The organism is Nocardia sp. NPDC051052 (assembly GCF_044456045.1).
In the GTDB taxonomy this organism is placed as follows: domain Bacteria; phylum Actinomycetota; class Actinomycetes; order Mycobacteriales; family Mycobacteriaceae; genus Nocardia.
In genome coordinates this window covers 1-15,814 of sequence record NZ_JBITFL010000002.1, presented here as the reverse complement: position 1 = coordinate 15,814, position 15,814 = coordinate 1, and the positions used below count along the sequence as shown (strand labels likewise).

Below are 15,814 nucleotides of genomic sequence, written 5' to 3'. Positions count from 1 at the left end.
GCTAGCGTCGAACCCGAACCAGGAATCCGGTCAGCTGGAGGAAATGTGCGCAGTGCGTTCCGCGATCCCGTGATCCCCGATGGCGAGAAATCCGTGTACACCGTGGGTGTCGCCGATCAGCCGCAGGCGTTCGAGGTGACCAGCGTGGTAGGCCGCGCGGCACACGACTACCACTCGACGGTGGAACTTCGTGCGAGCGAGGGGAATACGACGATCGCAATCGAGCAGCGATTCAGCCGGACCGGCGGGTGGTTACGGGCCGCGGACTACCGGGCCGAAACCCGATCGCAGAACGTGGTGGTGTCGCGCGAGGAAGCGCATTTCCTCGACACCACCCACCTCCAATTCGGCAGCGGCGTAGCGCCTTTCCCGTCGAACGTCATGCCACTCATCGGCGGTCTGACATTGCTGCGCGGGCTGGACTTCATCGAGGGCGCCGCGACGTCCCTGGACCTGTGGCTGGCCTTTTCGGTGCATTGGCCGGTGACGGCCCGGGTACACAAGCAGGCGACCATAGAGGTCCCCGCCGGACTCCTCACCACTTGGCCGGTACACCTGCGCCCCGGCTTCGCGCATGTGAACACGATGCTGGACAAGATGATCGGCGGTTTCATTCCGTCCGCCATCGCTCACTTCGAGACAGACCCGCCACATCGACTGGTGCGCTTCAGTTTCCCGATCGAGCCCGCCGCCGCCCCGCGCGGGCTGATGGAGTTGGTCGCCTAGCCGCGGTCTGCCGCGACCGCCCGGAACACCGCCTGTATCGCGTGGATGTAGCGGCGCACGGATTCGTGCGCTATCGGGGTGTCGGGGAAGATGACGCTGAGGGTCGTTTCCGAGGGCATGCGGTTGATCCAGACGAGGGCCTCCTCGGAGGCGGCGCGGTTGGCGTAGATGCCGCCGTGTACCAGGTCGAAGAACTCGTGGCCGTCGAAGTCGCGGGCGTCCACGTAGGAAATCATCGGTGTCGCCCAGCCGGGGCGGACTTTGATGTCGGTGTCGGCGGGCAACAGTTCGAGCACGCGATGAAAGGAGGTGGGCGCGAGGCGGATACCGTTCTCGTAGGCCCGCTGAGCGACGGTCACGGCGCGGGCGAAGGACGCGTCCGCGATCGGGAAGGCCACCGGGACGAGGGCGACATACCAGCCCACCGAGGCGCGTTCGGCCGCGGTGGTGCGGGTGCTGATCGGTGTCATGCCGAAGTAGTAGTCGCCGCCGGTGAGTTCGGCCTCGGCCAGCGCGGCGGCGGCGAAAATGCCGCCGACGAACTCGGCGTCGTTGGCGCGGCAGACCCGTTCGAATCGGCGCGCGTCGGCCTCGCTGAGCAGTGTGATGCTCAGATGCGCGCTGCGGTTGTAGCCATCCCGGCGTTTCCCGAGATCTAAAGGAAAGCAAGGCAATTCGCCGTCGTTGCCACGGATCAACTCCAGCCATTTCCGGACACCCGGCGATCCGAGGGTGAACCGGGCGGAGTGTTCGCGTTCCGCGGTGCAGTATTCGAGGTAGCTGGCGGCCGGTGTCAGCGTGTCGGGGACTTGCCAGGCCTCGCGCGCGTACAGGTACGCCAGGTCCGAGCAGGACAGGTATTGCCCGAGCCCGTCGGTGTGCAGATGGTCCACCGCGAGGTAGACCGTGGTCGAGTCGCCGTGTTCGATCGCGCCGAAGGAGAAGCAATCCCATTGGAACGGACCGGGAGTCGTCTTCTGCACGTGCGCCCGGATGGCTTCCGCGTCGTCGAGCTCGCCGTAGTCGATCGGCGCGAAATCGACCACCTCCGCGTCCACCAGGTGCCGCCGGATCGCGCCGCCGTCGATGGCGAACCAGGTCCGGAACGTGTCGTGCCGCACCAGGAATGCGTTGATGCTGCGGGTCATCGCGTCCCGATCGAGGTCGCCGATCGGTATCTCGACGGTGACCAAGCAGAGGCCAGAGTAGCGGAAGTCGGCCGCCGCGTGCCGATCTGCCAGCCGTAGATACTCCTCCTGTTGATGCGACGGCGGCGCGGGATGGGTGGGTGCCTCGGCGGCTCGCGCCACCGATTCCGCAGTGGCGACCCAGGTCACCATCCGCCCCGGCGCCGGGTGCCATTCATCGATCAGCCCCTGGTCGATCACAGCGCCGCCACCGGCTCCGAAATGGGCTGCGGCCGACCGGGTTCGGCGGCGAGTACTAGTTCGGCGACCTTGGGACCGGCCTGCTCCAGGCTGAACGATCGGCCCATCTGTAATGACATCAGGTCGATGCCGAGGGACTTGGTGACCCGAGCCCCGAGTTCCACGGCCATCAGCGAATCCAGTCCGAGTTCGGGCACCGGCACCGTCATATCGATCGAATCGACCGGCACACCCATCACGACCGCCAGTTCCGCGGCCATCTTGCGGGCGATGAACGGCCCGCGCTTGCCGTCGTCCAGTTCGACCAGTTCGGCGCGCAGCTGGGCCAGCTCGGAGGTGTCCTTCGCGGCGGCCTTGGCCAGCTCGATCGTCCGGCCGGTGCGCGCCAGCTGCGGAAAGGTGCCTGCGAGTTTGGCCCAGTCGGTGGGGATGATCGCGGCCCTGGTGTCGGCCAAGCGCAGCGTCTGCTCCAAATAGGCGGTGGCGTCGGCCATGTCGATCGGCCCGAAGCCGACCAGGTCGAGGTATTTGGTGGCCGTCGCGTCGGCGGCCATGCCGCCGGTCGCGCCGGAGAGATGACCCCAGCCGATGCACAGCGCCCGCTCGCCCGCCCTGGCCCACTCCTCGGCCAGCGCCTCGACCGCGACATTGGCCGCGCAGTAGTTGTATTGGCCATAGATGCCGTACATCGAGCCGCCGGAGGAGTACAGCACGAACATGTCCAGCCGGATGCCCGCCTCGGTCACCGCGCGGTGTAATGCCCGCGCGCCGTGCACCTTCGGCCGATAGACCTTCGCCAGCTGCTCGTGCGCCATGAGCTCGACGCGGTTGTCGGACACCGAGCCCGCCGCGTGGAACACGCCGCGCAGTGGGTGTTCGGCGGTGTGCGCTCTGCTGACCACCGCGGCGACGGCGTCGATGTCGGTCACGTCGACCAACTCCTCGATCACCTCGACACCGACTGTGCGCCACGCCTCGAGCTGGCGCCTCGCCGCCTCGGTGGTCGCACCGCCGCGGCCGAGCAGTACCAGTCGGCGCGCGCCGCGCAGGACCAGCCAGCGGCCGGTGGCCATGCCGAAGCCGCCGAACCCGCCGGTGATGAGATAGCTTGCGTCGCCGTGGATCTCGATATCGGGCAGATAGGGCCGGACCGGTGGCTCCGGTGCGTCGATGCGCAGCGCTATTCTGGCCAGCCCGGAGGACCGGATGACCTCCTCGAAAGCGGTTCCCACGTCCCGGGTTTCGAACATCTTGTACGGCAGCGGTCGGTAGACGCCCGCCACGACCTGTTCGTAGACTCGGTGCAGCAGGTTGGCCAGGCGCTCCGGGCGGACCGCGACCAGGCGGTCCAGATCCATCGAGAAGTAGGCCACGTTCTTGTCGAAGTTGGCCAGCTCCAGCAGCCCGCCGGTGTAGATGTCGGCCTTGCCGACCTCGACGATGCGGCCGAATTCGGCGACGGCGTTGAAGTTCTGGCGCAGGATCTCCCCGGGCGCGCTGCTGAGCACGACCTCGGCACCGCGGCCATCGGTGAGCGCGAGCACGTCGTCGACGAAGTCGAGCGAACGCGAGTTCACCGCGTGGTCCGCGCCGAGCGCCAGGATGTGTTGCCGTCGCTCGTCGGAACTGGCCGTGCCGATGATCCGCGCCCCGCGCGCCTTGGCGACCTGGATGGCGGCCGTGCCGACACCGCCTGCCGCACCGTGGATCAGCACCGTTTCGCCCGGCTCCAGCCGCGCCAGCTCGAGGAGCGCGTACTCGGCCGTCGCGAAAGCGATGGCACTGGTGCAGTATCCGGGATCGGTGTCGGCGGGCAGCGGAATCACCAGCTGCCGATCGATGATGGCGTAGCGCCGCATCATGCCCTTGGCCGCCACCGCCACCAGATCGCCGACCGCGATACCGTCGATCCCCGCACCGACCCGCATCACCGTGCCGACCCCCTCCATGCCCGGCACGGTGCCGAAATATGTTGGTGCCAGCTCTCGTTCGCCGAGCAGGCCGATGACCTTCAGCGGATCCTTGTAGTTCAGCCCGATCACCTGCATGCGGACCTCGACCTGGCCCGGGCCGGGCTCCCGGCGCGGGCATTCGCGCCAAGCCAGCGCCGAGAGCAGACGGGTGCGGGGGAGTTCGAGCTCGAAATTGGCCTCCGGGTCGGTCAACGGCGCCGCGGTGTCGTGCACCGCCAAGCGCTCGGGGAGGGGCTTGGTCACCACCGGCGCCCAGCGGTTGCCGTCGCGCAGGAGCACCTCGTCGGTGTTGTCGTAGGAGAACGCGCCCGGCACCGCCAATTCCGTGACCAGATCGGCGATGTCGGTGCCGGCTGCCACATCGATCAGGCGCCACCGCAAGGGTGTCTGCTCGTTCAGCAGCACGCGCCGGGCCCCGGCCAGTGCGGACTGCCGGGAGTCCGGCGCAGATGTGCTGTCCGGCAGCGTGAACGCCTGCTCGGTGATCAGGGTGGCATGGACGGAACCGTCACCGAAGACCGTCTGCGGGGTCTGTTCCTCCGTGCTCGGGTTGGCGAATTCGTGTACCGCGACGGCGATCCGCTTCAGTGCCCAGAGATCCGCCAGATCGTCGGCACCGGCTCCGGCCACCACGCACACATGGAGCCGGGCGGCCTCCGATGTCTGTGCCTGCCGTAGCTGCTCGACCAGTTCCGCTTCCAGTTCTGATCCAGGCGAGTCGACGACGTACTGCCGCGCACCCGGGATCGCGTCCGCCAATTGTGCGGCGCGACTGCTTTTTCCGAGAGCCACGACGACCGTGGCGGCCGACCCCGCGTCCGGCAGTGCGGTCGGATCGATGGGGTCGCGCTGTTCCAGCTGCTCGCGGTAGTAGAACTCGGCCATCCGATGCAGTGGATCGTCACCGGGTTTCAGCGCGCCGATCTGCAGCCCGGTCAACCGCAGCACGAGGTTCTGCTCGGCGTCGAGCACCTCGACATCGGCGCGCAGCCGCGCCTTCGGATCGCGGCGCGCGACCACCGTGGCCTGTTCCGGAATCGGGGCGAGCAGCCGGACCGCCGCGACGCCGACGGGCACCATGACACCCTCGTTGATTCGTTCGTCGGCGAAAAGCATTGCCGCGGTCTGCATTGCCGCGTCCACCACCGCCGGATGCGCGAGATGGCCGGAGCCCGTGGCGATCGTGCCGTCCACCGTCGCCACCGCGGTATCCCGGCCGACCCGCACCGAGGTCACCCGCCGGAAGGCCGGACCGTACCGCAGCCCTGCCGCGGCCAGCCCGGCGTAGAACATTTCCGGGTCGATATCGACACCGACATCGATGGTGGGAACAGTCGCCTTCGACGGCAGGTAGCCGCCGGTCAGGGTGCGGCCGAACGCGTGCACGGTCCACGCCGTTCCGGTCGCGTTGCGGGATCTGATCAGGAAGCGGCCACTGGACTCCTCGATGCTCAACGCCATGAGTGGCACATCCGGCGCGGCCATGATGAGCGGCGCGACGAAGCGAATCTGTTCCAGCGCCACACGTTTGACGCCGAGCCGGGTCGCCGTCGCGCTGAGCGCCGCGTCCAGGTAGGCGGCACCCGGCATGATCCGGACCCCGTTGACCACGTGATCGGCCAGCCAGGGTAGCAGTTCGGTGCCGACCTGCAGCAGCCAGTCCGCTCTGCCCTCGACATCCGGATCACCGAGCATGGCGTAGGTATCCGGGGTGCCGAGCCTGGCCTGTTCGAACAGCGGCAGGGTGGAATGCAAACGTGTCCGCTGCCACGGGTAGCGGGGCAGCGGCACGTGCGCGGTCGCCGGGCCACCGCCCGGGAACAGCTGTTCCGGATCGAGTACGCCCGCGCCGTAGAGGCCGATGAGCGTGCGCCGGACGCTCGCGGAGTCGGGTTCCTTGCGGTCGAGGGTCGGCACGGTGGTGCCGTGCACGTCGGCCTCCACCAGCGCCTCGCGAATGTTGCCCGACAACACCGGATGCGGGCCGATCTCCAGGAAGACCCGGCTGCCCGCGCCGATCGCCCTGGTCACGGCGTCGAAGAAGCGCACCGGCTGACGGACATTCGCGCACCAGTACTCGGCGTCCCAGCCGCCCTCGGTGACGAGCTCGCCGGTCACGGTCGAATACAGCGGCACCGTCGGGGATTGCGGGGCCAACTCGCTCAGTTCGCTGCGCAGCTCGTCGAGGATCGGATCCATCAGCCGACTGTGATACGGCACCTCTACCCGCAGTCGGCGGGCGAAAGCGCCCTCCTCGGTGAGCGTTTCGGCGATCTCGTCCAGTCGGTCCGGATCGCCCGACAACGTGAGGGAGCTGGCGCTGTTGATCGCCGCGATGTCGACGCGCGGATCGTCCGCGACGAGTTCGCGAGCCCGGTCGACGGGTAGTCCGACGGCGAGCATGCCGCCCGATCCGGCGGTGGTCGCCTGCAGCCGGGCTCGGTGGTAGGCGACGCGGACCGCTTCCCGAAGCGACAACATCCCGCTGACGTACGCCGCCGAGACCTCGCCCACACTGTGGCCAACTACTGCGGCAGGCGAAATCCCGTGCTGGGCAAGCTCACTCACCAACGCCACCTGGACGAGGAAGTTGGCAGGCTGCGCGACCTCGGTGCTCGTCACCCGAGACTCTGCCTCGGGTCGCAGCAACGCGTCGATGATCGACCACTCCGCGAGCTTGCTGAACTCGGCATCGATCGTCGCCGCGGTCTCGGCGAAGACGCCACCGGCGCAAAGCAATTCGCGGGCCATGCCCCACCACTGCGGCCCCATGCCGGAGAAGACGAAGACCGGCTCGTCGTAGCGGGACGCGACCGTGCGCACCGCGTCGCGCCCCGCACCCGTCGCGAACTGACGCAGCTCGTGGCACACGTCGTCGGTTTCGCCCAGCAGGACACCGGTGCGGAATTGATGATGGGCCAACCGCGTCCACGCGGCCTCGGCCAGCCGGTCCGGACTGGCCCCCGCGTCGATCAGGTCGGCGAAGCGACCGGCCATGGCACGGGCGGCGCCGGTGCTGCGCGCCGAGATGGGCAGGATGCCGAGGTGCCGCGCCGGTTCGCTGGTCGCCGCCGGGTGGGCGAGGTACTCCTGCAGGATCGCGTGAGCGTTGGTGCCGCCGTAGCCGAAACCGTTGACCGCGATCGTCATCGGGCCCGCGTGCGGAGGCAGCGGTTCGGCATCCACCTGGATCCGCAGGCCCAGCTCATCAAGGGGGATATCGGGATTGGGCTTGTCGAGCCACCCCTGCGGCGGGATCACGCGATGCCGAATCGCCATCGCCGCCTTGATCACGCTCGCGATTCCGGCCGCGGCCTCGGTATGGCCGATCGTCGCCTTGACCGAGCCGACGCCGAGCGGACGCGTCCGTCCGGCGGGCGCGCCGAAAGCCCGTCCGAGCGCACGCAATTCGACCGGATCGCCGACCAGGGTCCCGGTGCCGTGCGCCTCCACATAGGTGATCTCGTCCGGTGTCAAACCGGCCCGGGTGCACACCGTGCGGGCCAGTGCCTCTTGCGATTCCGCGCTCGGCACGGTGATCGCCGTGGTGCGCCCGTCCTGATTGGCGCCCGTCGCCTTGACCACGGCATAGATGCGATCGCCATCGCGCACCGCGTCGTCGAGCTTCTTCAGCACCACCATGCCCGCGCCTTCGCCACGGCCGTACCCGTCGGCGGCGGCATCGAAGGATTTGCACCGGCCATCGGCGGCCAGGAAGCTGCCCTTGCACATCAGCACGAAGGTCTCCGGCTGCAGCATCACGTTCACCCCGCCCGCCACCGCGACTCGGCAGTCGTCGTTGTCGAGTGCCTGGCAGGCCAGATGGAACGCGACCAGTGACGACGAGCACGCCGTGTCCACGGTGAGCGCCGGTCCGGTCAGGTTGAGCGCGTAGGCGATTCGGTTGGACAGCATGGTGTACGACGCGCTGGCGGGCGTATGCATGTCGGTGTGGAACAGCGCGGGGCCGACCACGCCGATCACCGACTGGTCCACCACGAATCCGCCGACGTACACGCCGACCGGCGCACCGGAGGCGCGGCCCGCGATGCCCGCGTCGTCGAGCGCCTCCCAGGTCACCTCGAGCAGCAGGCGCTGCTGCGGATCGAGCACGGTCGCCTCGCGCGCGGAGATGCCGAAGAAGTCCGGATCGAACTCCCACGGATCGATCGTCATGAACGCGCCGTGCTTGGTGTAGCTGCGGCCCGGGGTGCGCGGCTCCGGATCGTAGTAGCGGCGGTAGTCCCACCGATCCGGCGGAATCTCGACGACGCCGTCCCGCTTGTCGAGGATGAATTCCCAGAAGGTATCGGGCGAATCGATGCCGCCCGCATATCGACAACCGATACCAACGATAGCGATATCCGACATGTAGGTCCTCCAGAACGCGGCTGTTCGCCTTCACCGCGCGAATCGGCGATAAGTATGACAAAGCCCAACACAATAGAAACCGGGCTTGATCATATCGACGCGGGCATGCGGCCAAGGATATTTTGGAGATCGCCGTAGCGCGGAGCCGGATCGACTGTGAGATAGCCTAATTCAGGGTTCTTTACATCGCACTCAGCCGTCATACGGCGGTCGCCGCAAGGGGATTGGTACAGCTCACAGCCCGGCTGCCGCTCGACTTGTGCGTTGTCGGAATCGGCGAACGCCGCCGTTCACACCATGGTATCGATTGGTAAGTTCCCGGCCCGGCGCCGTTCGCGCAATTCACGCACGTATAAGGGAGGCGACGATTGTTCGCCGATTTCACGCAGTGGGCAGATATCGTCGTCCGGCGGCGATTCGCGGTGATCGGTGTGATCGTGTTCGCCATGCTCGCGCTCGGCGCCTATGGACTCGGGCTCGGCGACGAATTGAGTTCGCGAGGGTGGGACGATCCGACTTCGGATTCGGCACAGGCGGCCCGATTACGCGACGAGGTATTCGGGTTCGACCACAGCGGTGACGTGATCCTGCTGTTCACCGCGCCGCCGGGAAAAACGATCGATGATCCGGCGTTCGCCGGTGCGATCGTCGACAGCCTGAACACCCTGCCGAGGCGCTTTCCGAACGAGATCGCGAAGATCAACGGGACCTACTGGGACACCGAGACCGGGCTGACGCTGCCGGATATTTTCGGCTCCGCGGACCACCGGCACGCGTTCGCGTCCGTCGCCGTGCGGGGTGGCAACGAGACCGAGCTGATGCGTAACTTCAGCAAAGTCGCGGGCCGCATCGACATTCCGGGCATCGACATGCAGGTCGCCGGCGGGCAGGCGGTCGCGGGCGCACTCAACGACACCATGGTGCGCGATCAGCGGCGGCTGGAGCTGATCGCCATCCCGGTCGTCGCGGTACTGCTGTTCTTTCTCTTCGGTGGCGTTGTCGCCGCGGCGCTCCCGCTGATCGTCGGCGGCTTGACCGTGCTCGCCGCGTGGGGAGCCATCCGGGCCATCACCCTCGTCACCGAGGTGAATTCGTTTGTTTCCCCGGTGGTTTCGATGATCGGCCTGGGGTTGGCCATCGACTACGGGCTGTTCATCGTGAGCCGATTCCGCGACGAACTGGCCGACGGCCACGAGGTGCCGATGGCGGTGCGGCGAGCGGTGACGACCGCCGGCCGGACGGTGGTGTTCTCGGCGACCATCGTGGTCGTCGCCGCGGGCGCCATTCTGCTGTTCCCGCAAGGCTTCCTGAAGTCGTTCGCTTACGGCGCGATGATTACCGTCGCGCTGGCCGCACTGACCTCGATCACGCTGCTGCCCGCGCTGCTCGCGGTGCTCGGCCACCGGGTGGACGCGCTGGGCTTCGACTGGTTTCGCAAGACCCGATCCGCCGACGATGTGCGGCATAATATTTGGGGACGTATCGCCGATGCGGTGATGAAAAGGCCACTGGCCGTCGCGATCCCGGTGTGTGCCATATTGCTGCTACTCATCGCGCCGATACAGAACGTGGTATTCGGCGGCATCACCGAGCGCTTCCTACCGCCGGACGACCCGACTCGATTGGCCCAGCAGCACTTCGACGACATTTTCCCGCTGCGTCGCATCGACCCGATCCAGCTGGTGCTGACCACCTACCGCAGCTCGGACATCGATACGGTGGTGGCCCGCGCGAATCAGGCTCCCGGCCTGGCGACGCCGTTCCCCGCACCGATCCAAGGCCCCGCCGAACCCTTCGTCTACACCACCGACACCGTGCTCACCGGCTCGGGCCAGGCCGACGCGGCCATCGACTACTTGCGATCCATGCCGCTGCCCAACGGGACGACACTGCTGGTCGGCGGTGAACTCGCCGCGCAGCGCGACAGCATCGACGCGCTACTCGACCGGCTGCCGCTGATGCTCACGGTGGTGTTCCTCGCTACGACCGCGCTGCTCTTCCTCACCTTCGGCTCGCTGATCTTGCCGCTCAAAGCGGCGGCATTGAACTTGCTCGGACTCGGCGCCACCGTCGGCGTACTGACCTGGATATTCGTCGAAGGGCACGGGGCGTCCCTGCTCGGGTGCACGCCCCAGCCGATCATGCCGTTGATCCTGATGCTCATCGTCTCGGTGATCTACGGCCTGTCCACCGACTATGAGGTGTTCCTGCTCGCCCGCATCGTCGAGGCGCGCCGGGCCGGCGCGTCCACCACCGCGGCGGTCCGCACCGGTGTCGCCCGCACCGGTCGCATCATCACCGCCGCGGCCGCGATCCTGATCGTGGTGACCGGCGTGTTCGCCCTCTCCGATCTGGTGATGATGCAATACATCGCCCTCGGCATGGTCACCGCACTGTTCATCGACGCGACGGTACTGCGGCTACTCCTGGTCCCCGCCACCATGAAACTGCTCGGCGACCTGTGCTGGTGGGCACCCGGCTGGATGCTGCGCGTGCACCGGAAAGTCGTTGTCCGCGAGCCTTTTACCGAGGAGCCGGGAGTTCTCCCTGAGCGGACGGAGCCCGCGGAGGCAGTCGAACGCTGATTACGCCGTCCTTATCGCGACACGTTGCGAGACGTCCCCACGACGGTGGAGCATGGCCTCGGAGGGATGTCATGACACCAGACGGTTCTACCTCGATCCCCGGACCTCGTCGCGGCGGAGACGGCCTCGCCGACATCGTCGCCGCCGGCGGGCTACACAACTATCAGCTGCGACTGCACGTCGAATACGGCCCCGTCGTCCAGTTTCCGCTGCCCGGCGCGGAGACGGCGGTGTCGGTCGCGGACCCGGTGCTGCTCGAGGCCACCGCGAAGATCGATGAGCGGCCGGACAAGTTGTTCGAATTCCTTGCGCCGCTGCAGGAGTCGGGCAACCTCCAAACCATTCCGGCCCACGAGCACACGCCGTGGCGGCGGGTACTGCTGTCGGTGCTCGGCGGACGCCGTTCGCACGAGGCACATTTCGGGCAGTTCGTGACATTGGCCCGCGGGCTCGCCGATCGCTGGGCCGACGCGGCATCGCACGGCCCAATTGCCGTGCAGCAGGACCTCAGTGCGCTGTCGCTGCGCATGATGTGCGAGTACGCGCTCGGCAGCGGCCTGGCCGCCCCGGAACAGGCCGATCGGGTCGTGTCGGCGTTCGAGGATGTGCTCACCGAGCAGCTGGCTCGGCTGTATCAGGTGGATATGCCGGGCACCGACGAGGAGCGCGGCGCCCGCGCGCGGCAGGCCCTGGCGTATCTGCGGTCTGTCGTGGACGACGTGCTCGCGGCGCACCGGGCTGACGGCGCACAGCACAATGCGAGCGACCTGATCGCCGCCCTGGCCGTCGCGGGCCAGTCCCCGGCGCGGATCCGGGACACCGTGCTGATGACGATGATGGCCGCGCACCACACCACCGGCGTCGCCGTCTCCTGGACTTTGTATCTACTTGCGCAGCACCCCGATACAGCCGAACGCGTAGCGGACGAACTCACCAGGGTGCTCGGCGACCGTGCCGCTCCCGGCTACGCGGATCTGAAGAAGCTGACGTACCTGACCATGGTGCTGAAGGAATCGATGCGGCTGTACCCGCCGGGACCCTACGGCGCCCGCGAAGCCACCGAAGACCTTCGCATCGGCGAATACGCAGTCCCGGCGGGCACCACCCTCTTCTACCCGATCTGGGCGGTGCACCTGAACCCCGAATACTGGCCGAGCCCAGAGGTTTTCCGCCCGGAACGGTTCACCGCGGCGGAATCCGCCGGCCGTCCCCGACTGGCCTACATCCCCTTCGGGGTGGGCCCGCGCAGCTGCGAAGGCGCGTCACTCGCCATGGTCGAGGCCGAACTCATCCTCGCGGTTTTGCTGCGACGATTCCGGTTCGAGCTGACTGCCGATCATGCGGTGGTGCCCATCGAGCGCTTCGTGCTGTGGGCCGCCGACGACATCTGGATGACTCTCACGCCGCGCCGGTGACGTAAAGCCCCTGTGGCCCGCCCGGCTGGGCGGGCCACGGCCGTCAGTCGATTACACGCAACGCCAGGAGAAGGCGTCGTGCGGTGCGATCGTATGTGCGTGCGTTCCGGCGAAATGCCGTCCGCAGTAGCGCTCGAGATTGACTCCCCACGGGTTGACCCAGTCGTGAATTCCCAATTGCGTGTTGGTCACGTTCAAGCGCTCGCCCTGGCACCGCCATGCGGAAGCGTCCTTGGTGCGATTGCCGTCGACGTAGGCGCGGATATTGACAATCCCTGGGCTCGGCGCCTGCTCGACACACGCGTCCGCGACGCTGATCCCCTGGACGGCCGCCTGCGCGGCCGGAGCGTGCGCGAGTCCGGTAACGGTGACCGCCGCGGCAATTCCGGAACAGGCGGCAAAAGATATGGCTATGCGACAAAGATTCATGGAGGTATTCCTTCGAGCATTGCGGTCGGCTGATGCCGGACCGCGAATTCGCCTCGGCGCCGCCGAGATGCGGATTTCGACTAACCTTATGGAATGGTAGGGAAGGATTTACGAGTCGAAAGTTTACGGCTCGACTCGCCGGTGCTGCCATCCATCGTTCGACGGACAAATCAGTACCGGTCGGCTGGTTATAAGTTGAAAACTGTTGGAACGCAGTGGGTTACGGCGCCGTACTGCGCGGCAACCCACCCGCGCCCGTGCTAACCCAGCTGTGTCGCCTTGGCCTGCCCGGAAACGACGTTGTCGTCGCGGTCGACCAGCGCGACTCGAATCTGCACCGCCTGGCCCGCCGACAACGGCGCGTCCAGGTTGACCACAGTGGATTGGCCGGTCCCGTCGCAGATGACGGCATTTTGTGAACCGGTAGCCGACGGACGGTCGGCATAGGGATCGCCCACCATCGCTTTGATGCCGACCACCCCGGCCGAGGCCTCACAGCTGTAATCAACCCCCACATTGGCCGAACTGACATCGCGGATGTCGATGGCATTGTCGGCGAGTGTCGGCGTGGCAGCCGACGTAATGGCCAGGCCCATCGCACCGAGGAGAGCCAGTACAAGGGCGGAGTGTCGGTAGTTCCGAATAGTCACCATGGATCTTTGTCCTCCTGCATAGCGGAAGTAGATCGCGGACCATACTCACAAACATCGCGGCGTAGACCCGCCGCACTTCCATACTTCCGCACCGCCACCTATTTTTTGGCGTCTTGCCTGATCCGAGATGCCCGATGACGACGGGTTGACAACCCCGGTCGGTAAGTGTTCACTTACGGTTCGTAGTCACTTACCAAGCAGGAGACGAATGGGGTGCGCTCGCGGACCGGATGCGGCGCACCATCCTGGAGCGCCTGGCCGAGCGGCCGCAGGCGGTCGGTGAACTCGCGAGCGCGTTGCCGATCAGCAGACCCGCGGTTTCGCAGCATCTGAAGGTGCTCAAGGACGCGGGGCTGGTGCTGGATCGAGCCGTCGGAACACGCCGGATCTACCAGTTGAACCCGGACGGGATGGGCGCGCTGCGTGCCCAACTCGATCGGTTCTGGGGACGCGCCCTCGTCACGTATCAGCAAGTAGTCGAACAACACTCAGGAGAAGTCATGACCAACACCCAAACCGAACCGGTGCGGCAGCAGATCGTCGTCAACGCGCCACTGGAGCGCGCCTTCGCGCTGTTCACCGAGCGCTTCGATGCGATCAAACCGCGTGAACACAATCTGCTGTCCGTCCCGATCGCCGAGACGGTGTTCGAACCGAGAGTCGGCGGACACATCTACGACCGGGGCGAGGACGGCAGCGTCTGCCAGTGGGCCAGGGTGCTGGCCTACGAGCCGCCGAACCGGGTGGTGTTCAGCTGGGATATCAACGGGCGCTGGGAGATCGAGACCGACCCCGACAAGACCAGCGAAGTCGAGGTCCGCTTCACCGCGGACGGTCCGGATCGCACCCGCGTCGAACTCGAACATCGCCACCTCGACCGGCATGGTGACGGTTGGGAAGCGGTCAAGGCGGGCGTCGGCAACGAAGGCGGTTGGCCGCACTACTTGCAGCGCTACCTCGACGTCGTCGCACAGGAGGCCTGAACCGGCCGCCGTGGTCGGACTGCTGCGGCGAAAGGCGTTGTCCACGAACCGGTTACCAGGCGACCTAGTGACTTTGTTGCGAGGCGGCGGCGCCCGCGTCGAGGTCGGACAGCGAGAGGGGATGGGTCGGCGGCCGGGTCAAGATTACGGTGCGCTCGGTGCGTAAACCGGCATCGACATGCAGCAGTTCGCCGGGGGCGAGATTGTGCCAGCGCGGGTCGTCGTCCATCCGTTCGCTGGCCACGATCACCGTCGGGGCGTCGGTGAGATCGGCGGACCGCACCCGTACCGTTCCGCCGGATCCCGCATGCTCGAGATGATGGCCCGCGGGACGTTCGAGCACGAACAGGTCGTGTGCGCCCGGGTAGCGCAGGGCCCACAGTTCGGTGGCGGTGGTCAGGATCAGGTTGATCGCGAAAATCGGCAACTGGTCGGCGACCCAGCGCACCGCGCTGGTGAGTCCGGCCGTGACATCGCCGTCGTGCGCGACGATCTGTTGGGTGATCAAAGCGAAGAAGCGCTCGGAGTCCGTGTCGCCGGAGACCAAATCCCGGTACGAGCCCAATTGTTCGTCGAGTCGCGGCAGGTTCTCGATCACACCGTTGTGCGCGAAAATACGCCCGTACTGCGTGAACGGGTGGGTGTTCGGCACGGTCCGCGCGCCGGTGGACGCGTGGCGCACATGAGCGAGAAACGTCGTCGATTCGCGGTGCTTGGCTTCCGCGGCGAACGGGCGATCCTCGAATGCGGCCAGCGGCTGCTTCTCCACCCGTGGCGACCCGTCGCGAGTGAAGGTGCCCAGCCCGGTGCCGTCAGGATTCGTCACGCTCTGCCGTTCGAGACTGTCGGCGGCGTCGAGCAGCCAGAACGTCGCCTTCACCCGTCGCGGGGCCGCTGTCATCCCGAAGAGTCGACACATAGTGATCTGATCGTCGCTGATAGGCCGATCTGTGGTTCAGCCGGGGGCGGGCTTGGTGAGGGCGGCCTCGAACAGCGGCCAGGAGTTGTGCAGGTCCTGTTCCCAGTAACCCCAGGAGTGGGTGCCGACCGGATGGAAGTCGAAGGTCGCGGGAATCCCCAACTGCTGGAAGCGGTCTCGCAGTTGCCGGGTGCACAGGTTCATCACGGCCTCGAGCGGCGCGCCGAACAGGAGCTGCCACGTCGACTGGAGGAGGTCCCCGTGCAGGGCGGCCGGTGTGTCGAGTGGTCCTGGTTGTCCGGTGCCGGTGGAGATGTAGAGGGTGGTGTTGTGGAGTTGGTCGGCGTGCAGGTAGGGGTCGTTGGCGGCCCA

At 66.9% G+C, this 15,814-nt stretch carries 9 protein-coding genes and 2 pseudogenes; 5 read left to right on the top strand and 6 right to left on the bottom strand.

Going from position 1 to position 15,814, the window contains the following annotated elements; genetic code table 11:
• The first annotated feature begins 45 nt into the window (after nucleotides 1-45).
• Nucleotides 46-726: a hypothetical protein gene (locus ACIBCN_RS05095; RefSeq protein WP_396990210.1), complete on the top strand. Its 681-nt coding sequence runs from the start codon at nucleotides 46-48 to the stop codon at nucleotides 724-726.
• Here the strand turns inward: ACIBCN_RS05095 and ACIBCN_RS05090 are convergent.
• Together ACIBCN_RS05090 and ACIBCN_RS05085 are read right to left on the bottom strand one after the other, a co-directional pair.
• Nucleotides 723-2,114: a condensation domain-containing protein gene (locus tag ACIBCN_RS05090; RefSeq protein ID WP_396990209.1), complete on the bottom strand. Its 1,392-nt coding sequence runs from the start codon at nucleotides 2,112-2,114 to the stop codon at nucleotides 723-725. The two genes, ACIBCN_RS05095 and ACIBCN_RS05090, sit on opposite strands and share 4 nt — an antisense overlap.
• Nucleotides 2,111-8,458 (bottom strand): type I polyketide synthase, encoded by a 6,348-nt coding sequence (locus ACIBCN_RS05085; RefSeq protein ID WP_396990208.1) that lies wholly within the window; start codon nucleotides 8,456-8,458, stop codon nucleotides 2,111-2,113. The genes ACIBCN_RS05090 and ACIBCN_RS05085 overlap by 4 nt, the downstream gene beginning before the upstream one ends.
• A gap of 368 nt (nucleotides 8,459-8,826) precedes the next feature.
• Between ACIBCN_RS05085 and ACIBCN_RS05080 the strand changes: the two genes are divergently transcribed.
• Nucleotides 8,827-11,043: an MMPL family transporter gene (locus tag ACIBCN_RS05080; protein ID WP_396990207.1), complete on the top strand. Its 2,217-nt coding sequence runs from the start codon at nucleotides 8,827-8,829 to the stop codon at nucleotides 11,041-11,043.
• Nucleotides 11,044-11,114: 71 nt separating this feature from the next.
• Nucleotides 11,115-12,458: a cytochrome P450 gene (locus ACIBCN_RS05075; RefSeq protein ID WP_396990206.1), complete on the top strand. Its 1,344-nt coding sequence runs from the start codon at nucleotides 11,115-11,117 to the stop codon at nucleotides 12,456-12,458.
• Between the two features lie 51 nt (nucleotides 12,459-12,509).
• Here the strand turns inward: ACIBCN_RS05075 and ACIBCN_RS05070 are convergent, their stop codons facing one another.
• Together ACIBCN_RS05070 and ACIBCN_RS05065 are read right to left on the bottom strand one after the other, a co-directional pair.
• On the bottom strand, nucleotides 12,510-12,887 hold the full coding sequence (locus ACIBCN_RS05070) for a hypothetical protein (protein ID WP_396990205.1): 378 nt from the start codon (nucleotides 12,885-12,887) through the stop codon (nucleotides 12,510-12,512).
• Nucleotides 12,888-13,147: 260 nt separating this feature from the next.
• Nucleotides 13,148-13,540 carry a hypothetical protein gene (locus ACIBCN_RS05065; protein WP_396990204.1) on the bottom strand — a complete coding sequence of 131 codons (393 nt, stop codon included), beginning with the start codon at nucleotides 13,538-13,540 and terminating at the stop codon, nucleotides 13,148-13,150.
• Nucleotides 13,541-13,728: 188 nt separating this feature from the next.
• Between ACIBCN_RS05065 and ACIBCN_RS05060 the strand changes: the two are divergent.
• Nucleotides 13,729-14,037 (top strand): annotated as a pseudogene (locus ACIBCN_RS05060) (ArsR/SmtB family transcription factor); the annotation flags it as partial.
• 3 nt (nucleotides 14,038-14,040) lie between these two features.
• Nucleotides 14,041-14,523, top strand: a complete 483-nt coding sequence (locus ACIBCN_RS05055) for an SRPBCC family protein (RefSeq protein WP_396991135.1) — start codon at nucleotides 14,041-14,043, stop codon at nucleotides 14,521-14,523.
• 64 nt (nucleotides 14,524-14,587) lie between these two features.
• Here the strand turns inward: ACIBCN_RS05055 and ACIBCN_RS05050 are convergent, their stop codons facing one another.
• Together ACIBCN_RS05050 and ACIBCN_RS05045 are read right to left on the bottom strand one after the other, a co-directional pair.
• Nucleotides 14,588-15,442, bottom strand: a complete 855-nt coding sequence (locus tag ACIBCN_RS05050) for a class II glutamine amidotransferase (RefSeq protein WP_396990203.1) — start codon at nucleotides 15,440-15,442, stop codon at nucleotides 14,588-14,590.
• Nucleotides 15,443-15,478: 36 nt separating this feature from the next.
• Nucleotides 15,479-15,814, bottom strand: a pseudogene (locus ACIBCN_RS05045) (esterase family protein); the annotation flags it as partial.

Excerpts from the sequence above, each read along its gene's own strand:
- ACIBCN_RS05055 (WP_396991135.1), top strand. The coding sequence starts at position 14,041 with ATGACCAACACCCAAACCGAACCGGTGCGGCAGCAGATCGTCGTCAAC.
- ACIBCN_RS05075 (WP_396990206.1), top strand. The coding sequence starts at position 11,115 with ATGACACCAGACGGTTCTACCTCGATCCCCGGACCTCGTCGCGGCGGA.
- ACIBCN_RS05085 (WP_396990208.1), bottom strand. The coding sequence starts at position 8,458 with ATGTCGGATATCGCTATCGTTGGTATCGGTTGTCGATATGCGGGCGGC.
- ACIBCN_RS05065 (WP_396990204.1), bottom strand. The coding sequence starts at position 13,540 with ATGGTGACTATTCGGAACTACCGACACTCCGCCCTTGTACTGGCTCTC.
- ACIBCN_RS05050 (WP_396990203.1), bottom strand. The coding sequence starts at position 15,442 with ATGTGTCGACTCTTCGGGATGACAGCGGCCCCGCGACGGGTGAAGGCG.
- ACIBCN_RS05070 (WP_396990205.1), bottom strand. The coding sequence starts at position 12,887 with ATGAATCTTTGTCGCATAGCCATATCTTTTGCCGCCTGTTCCGGAATT.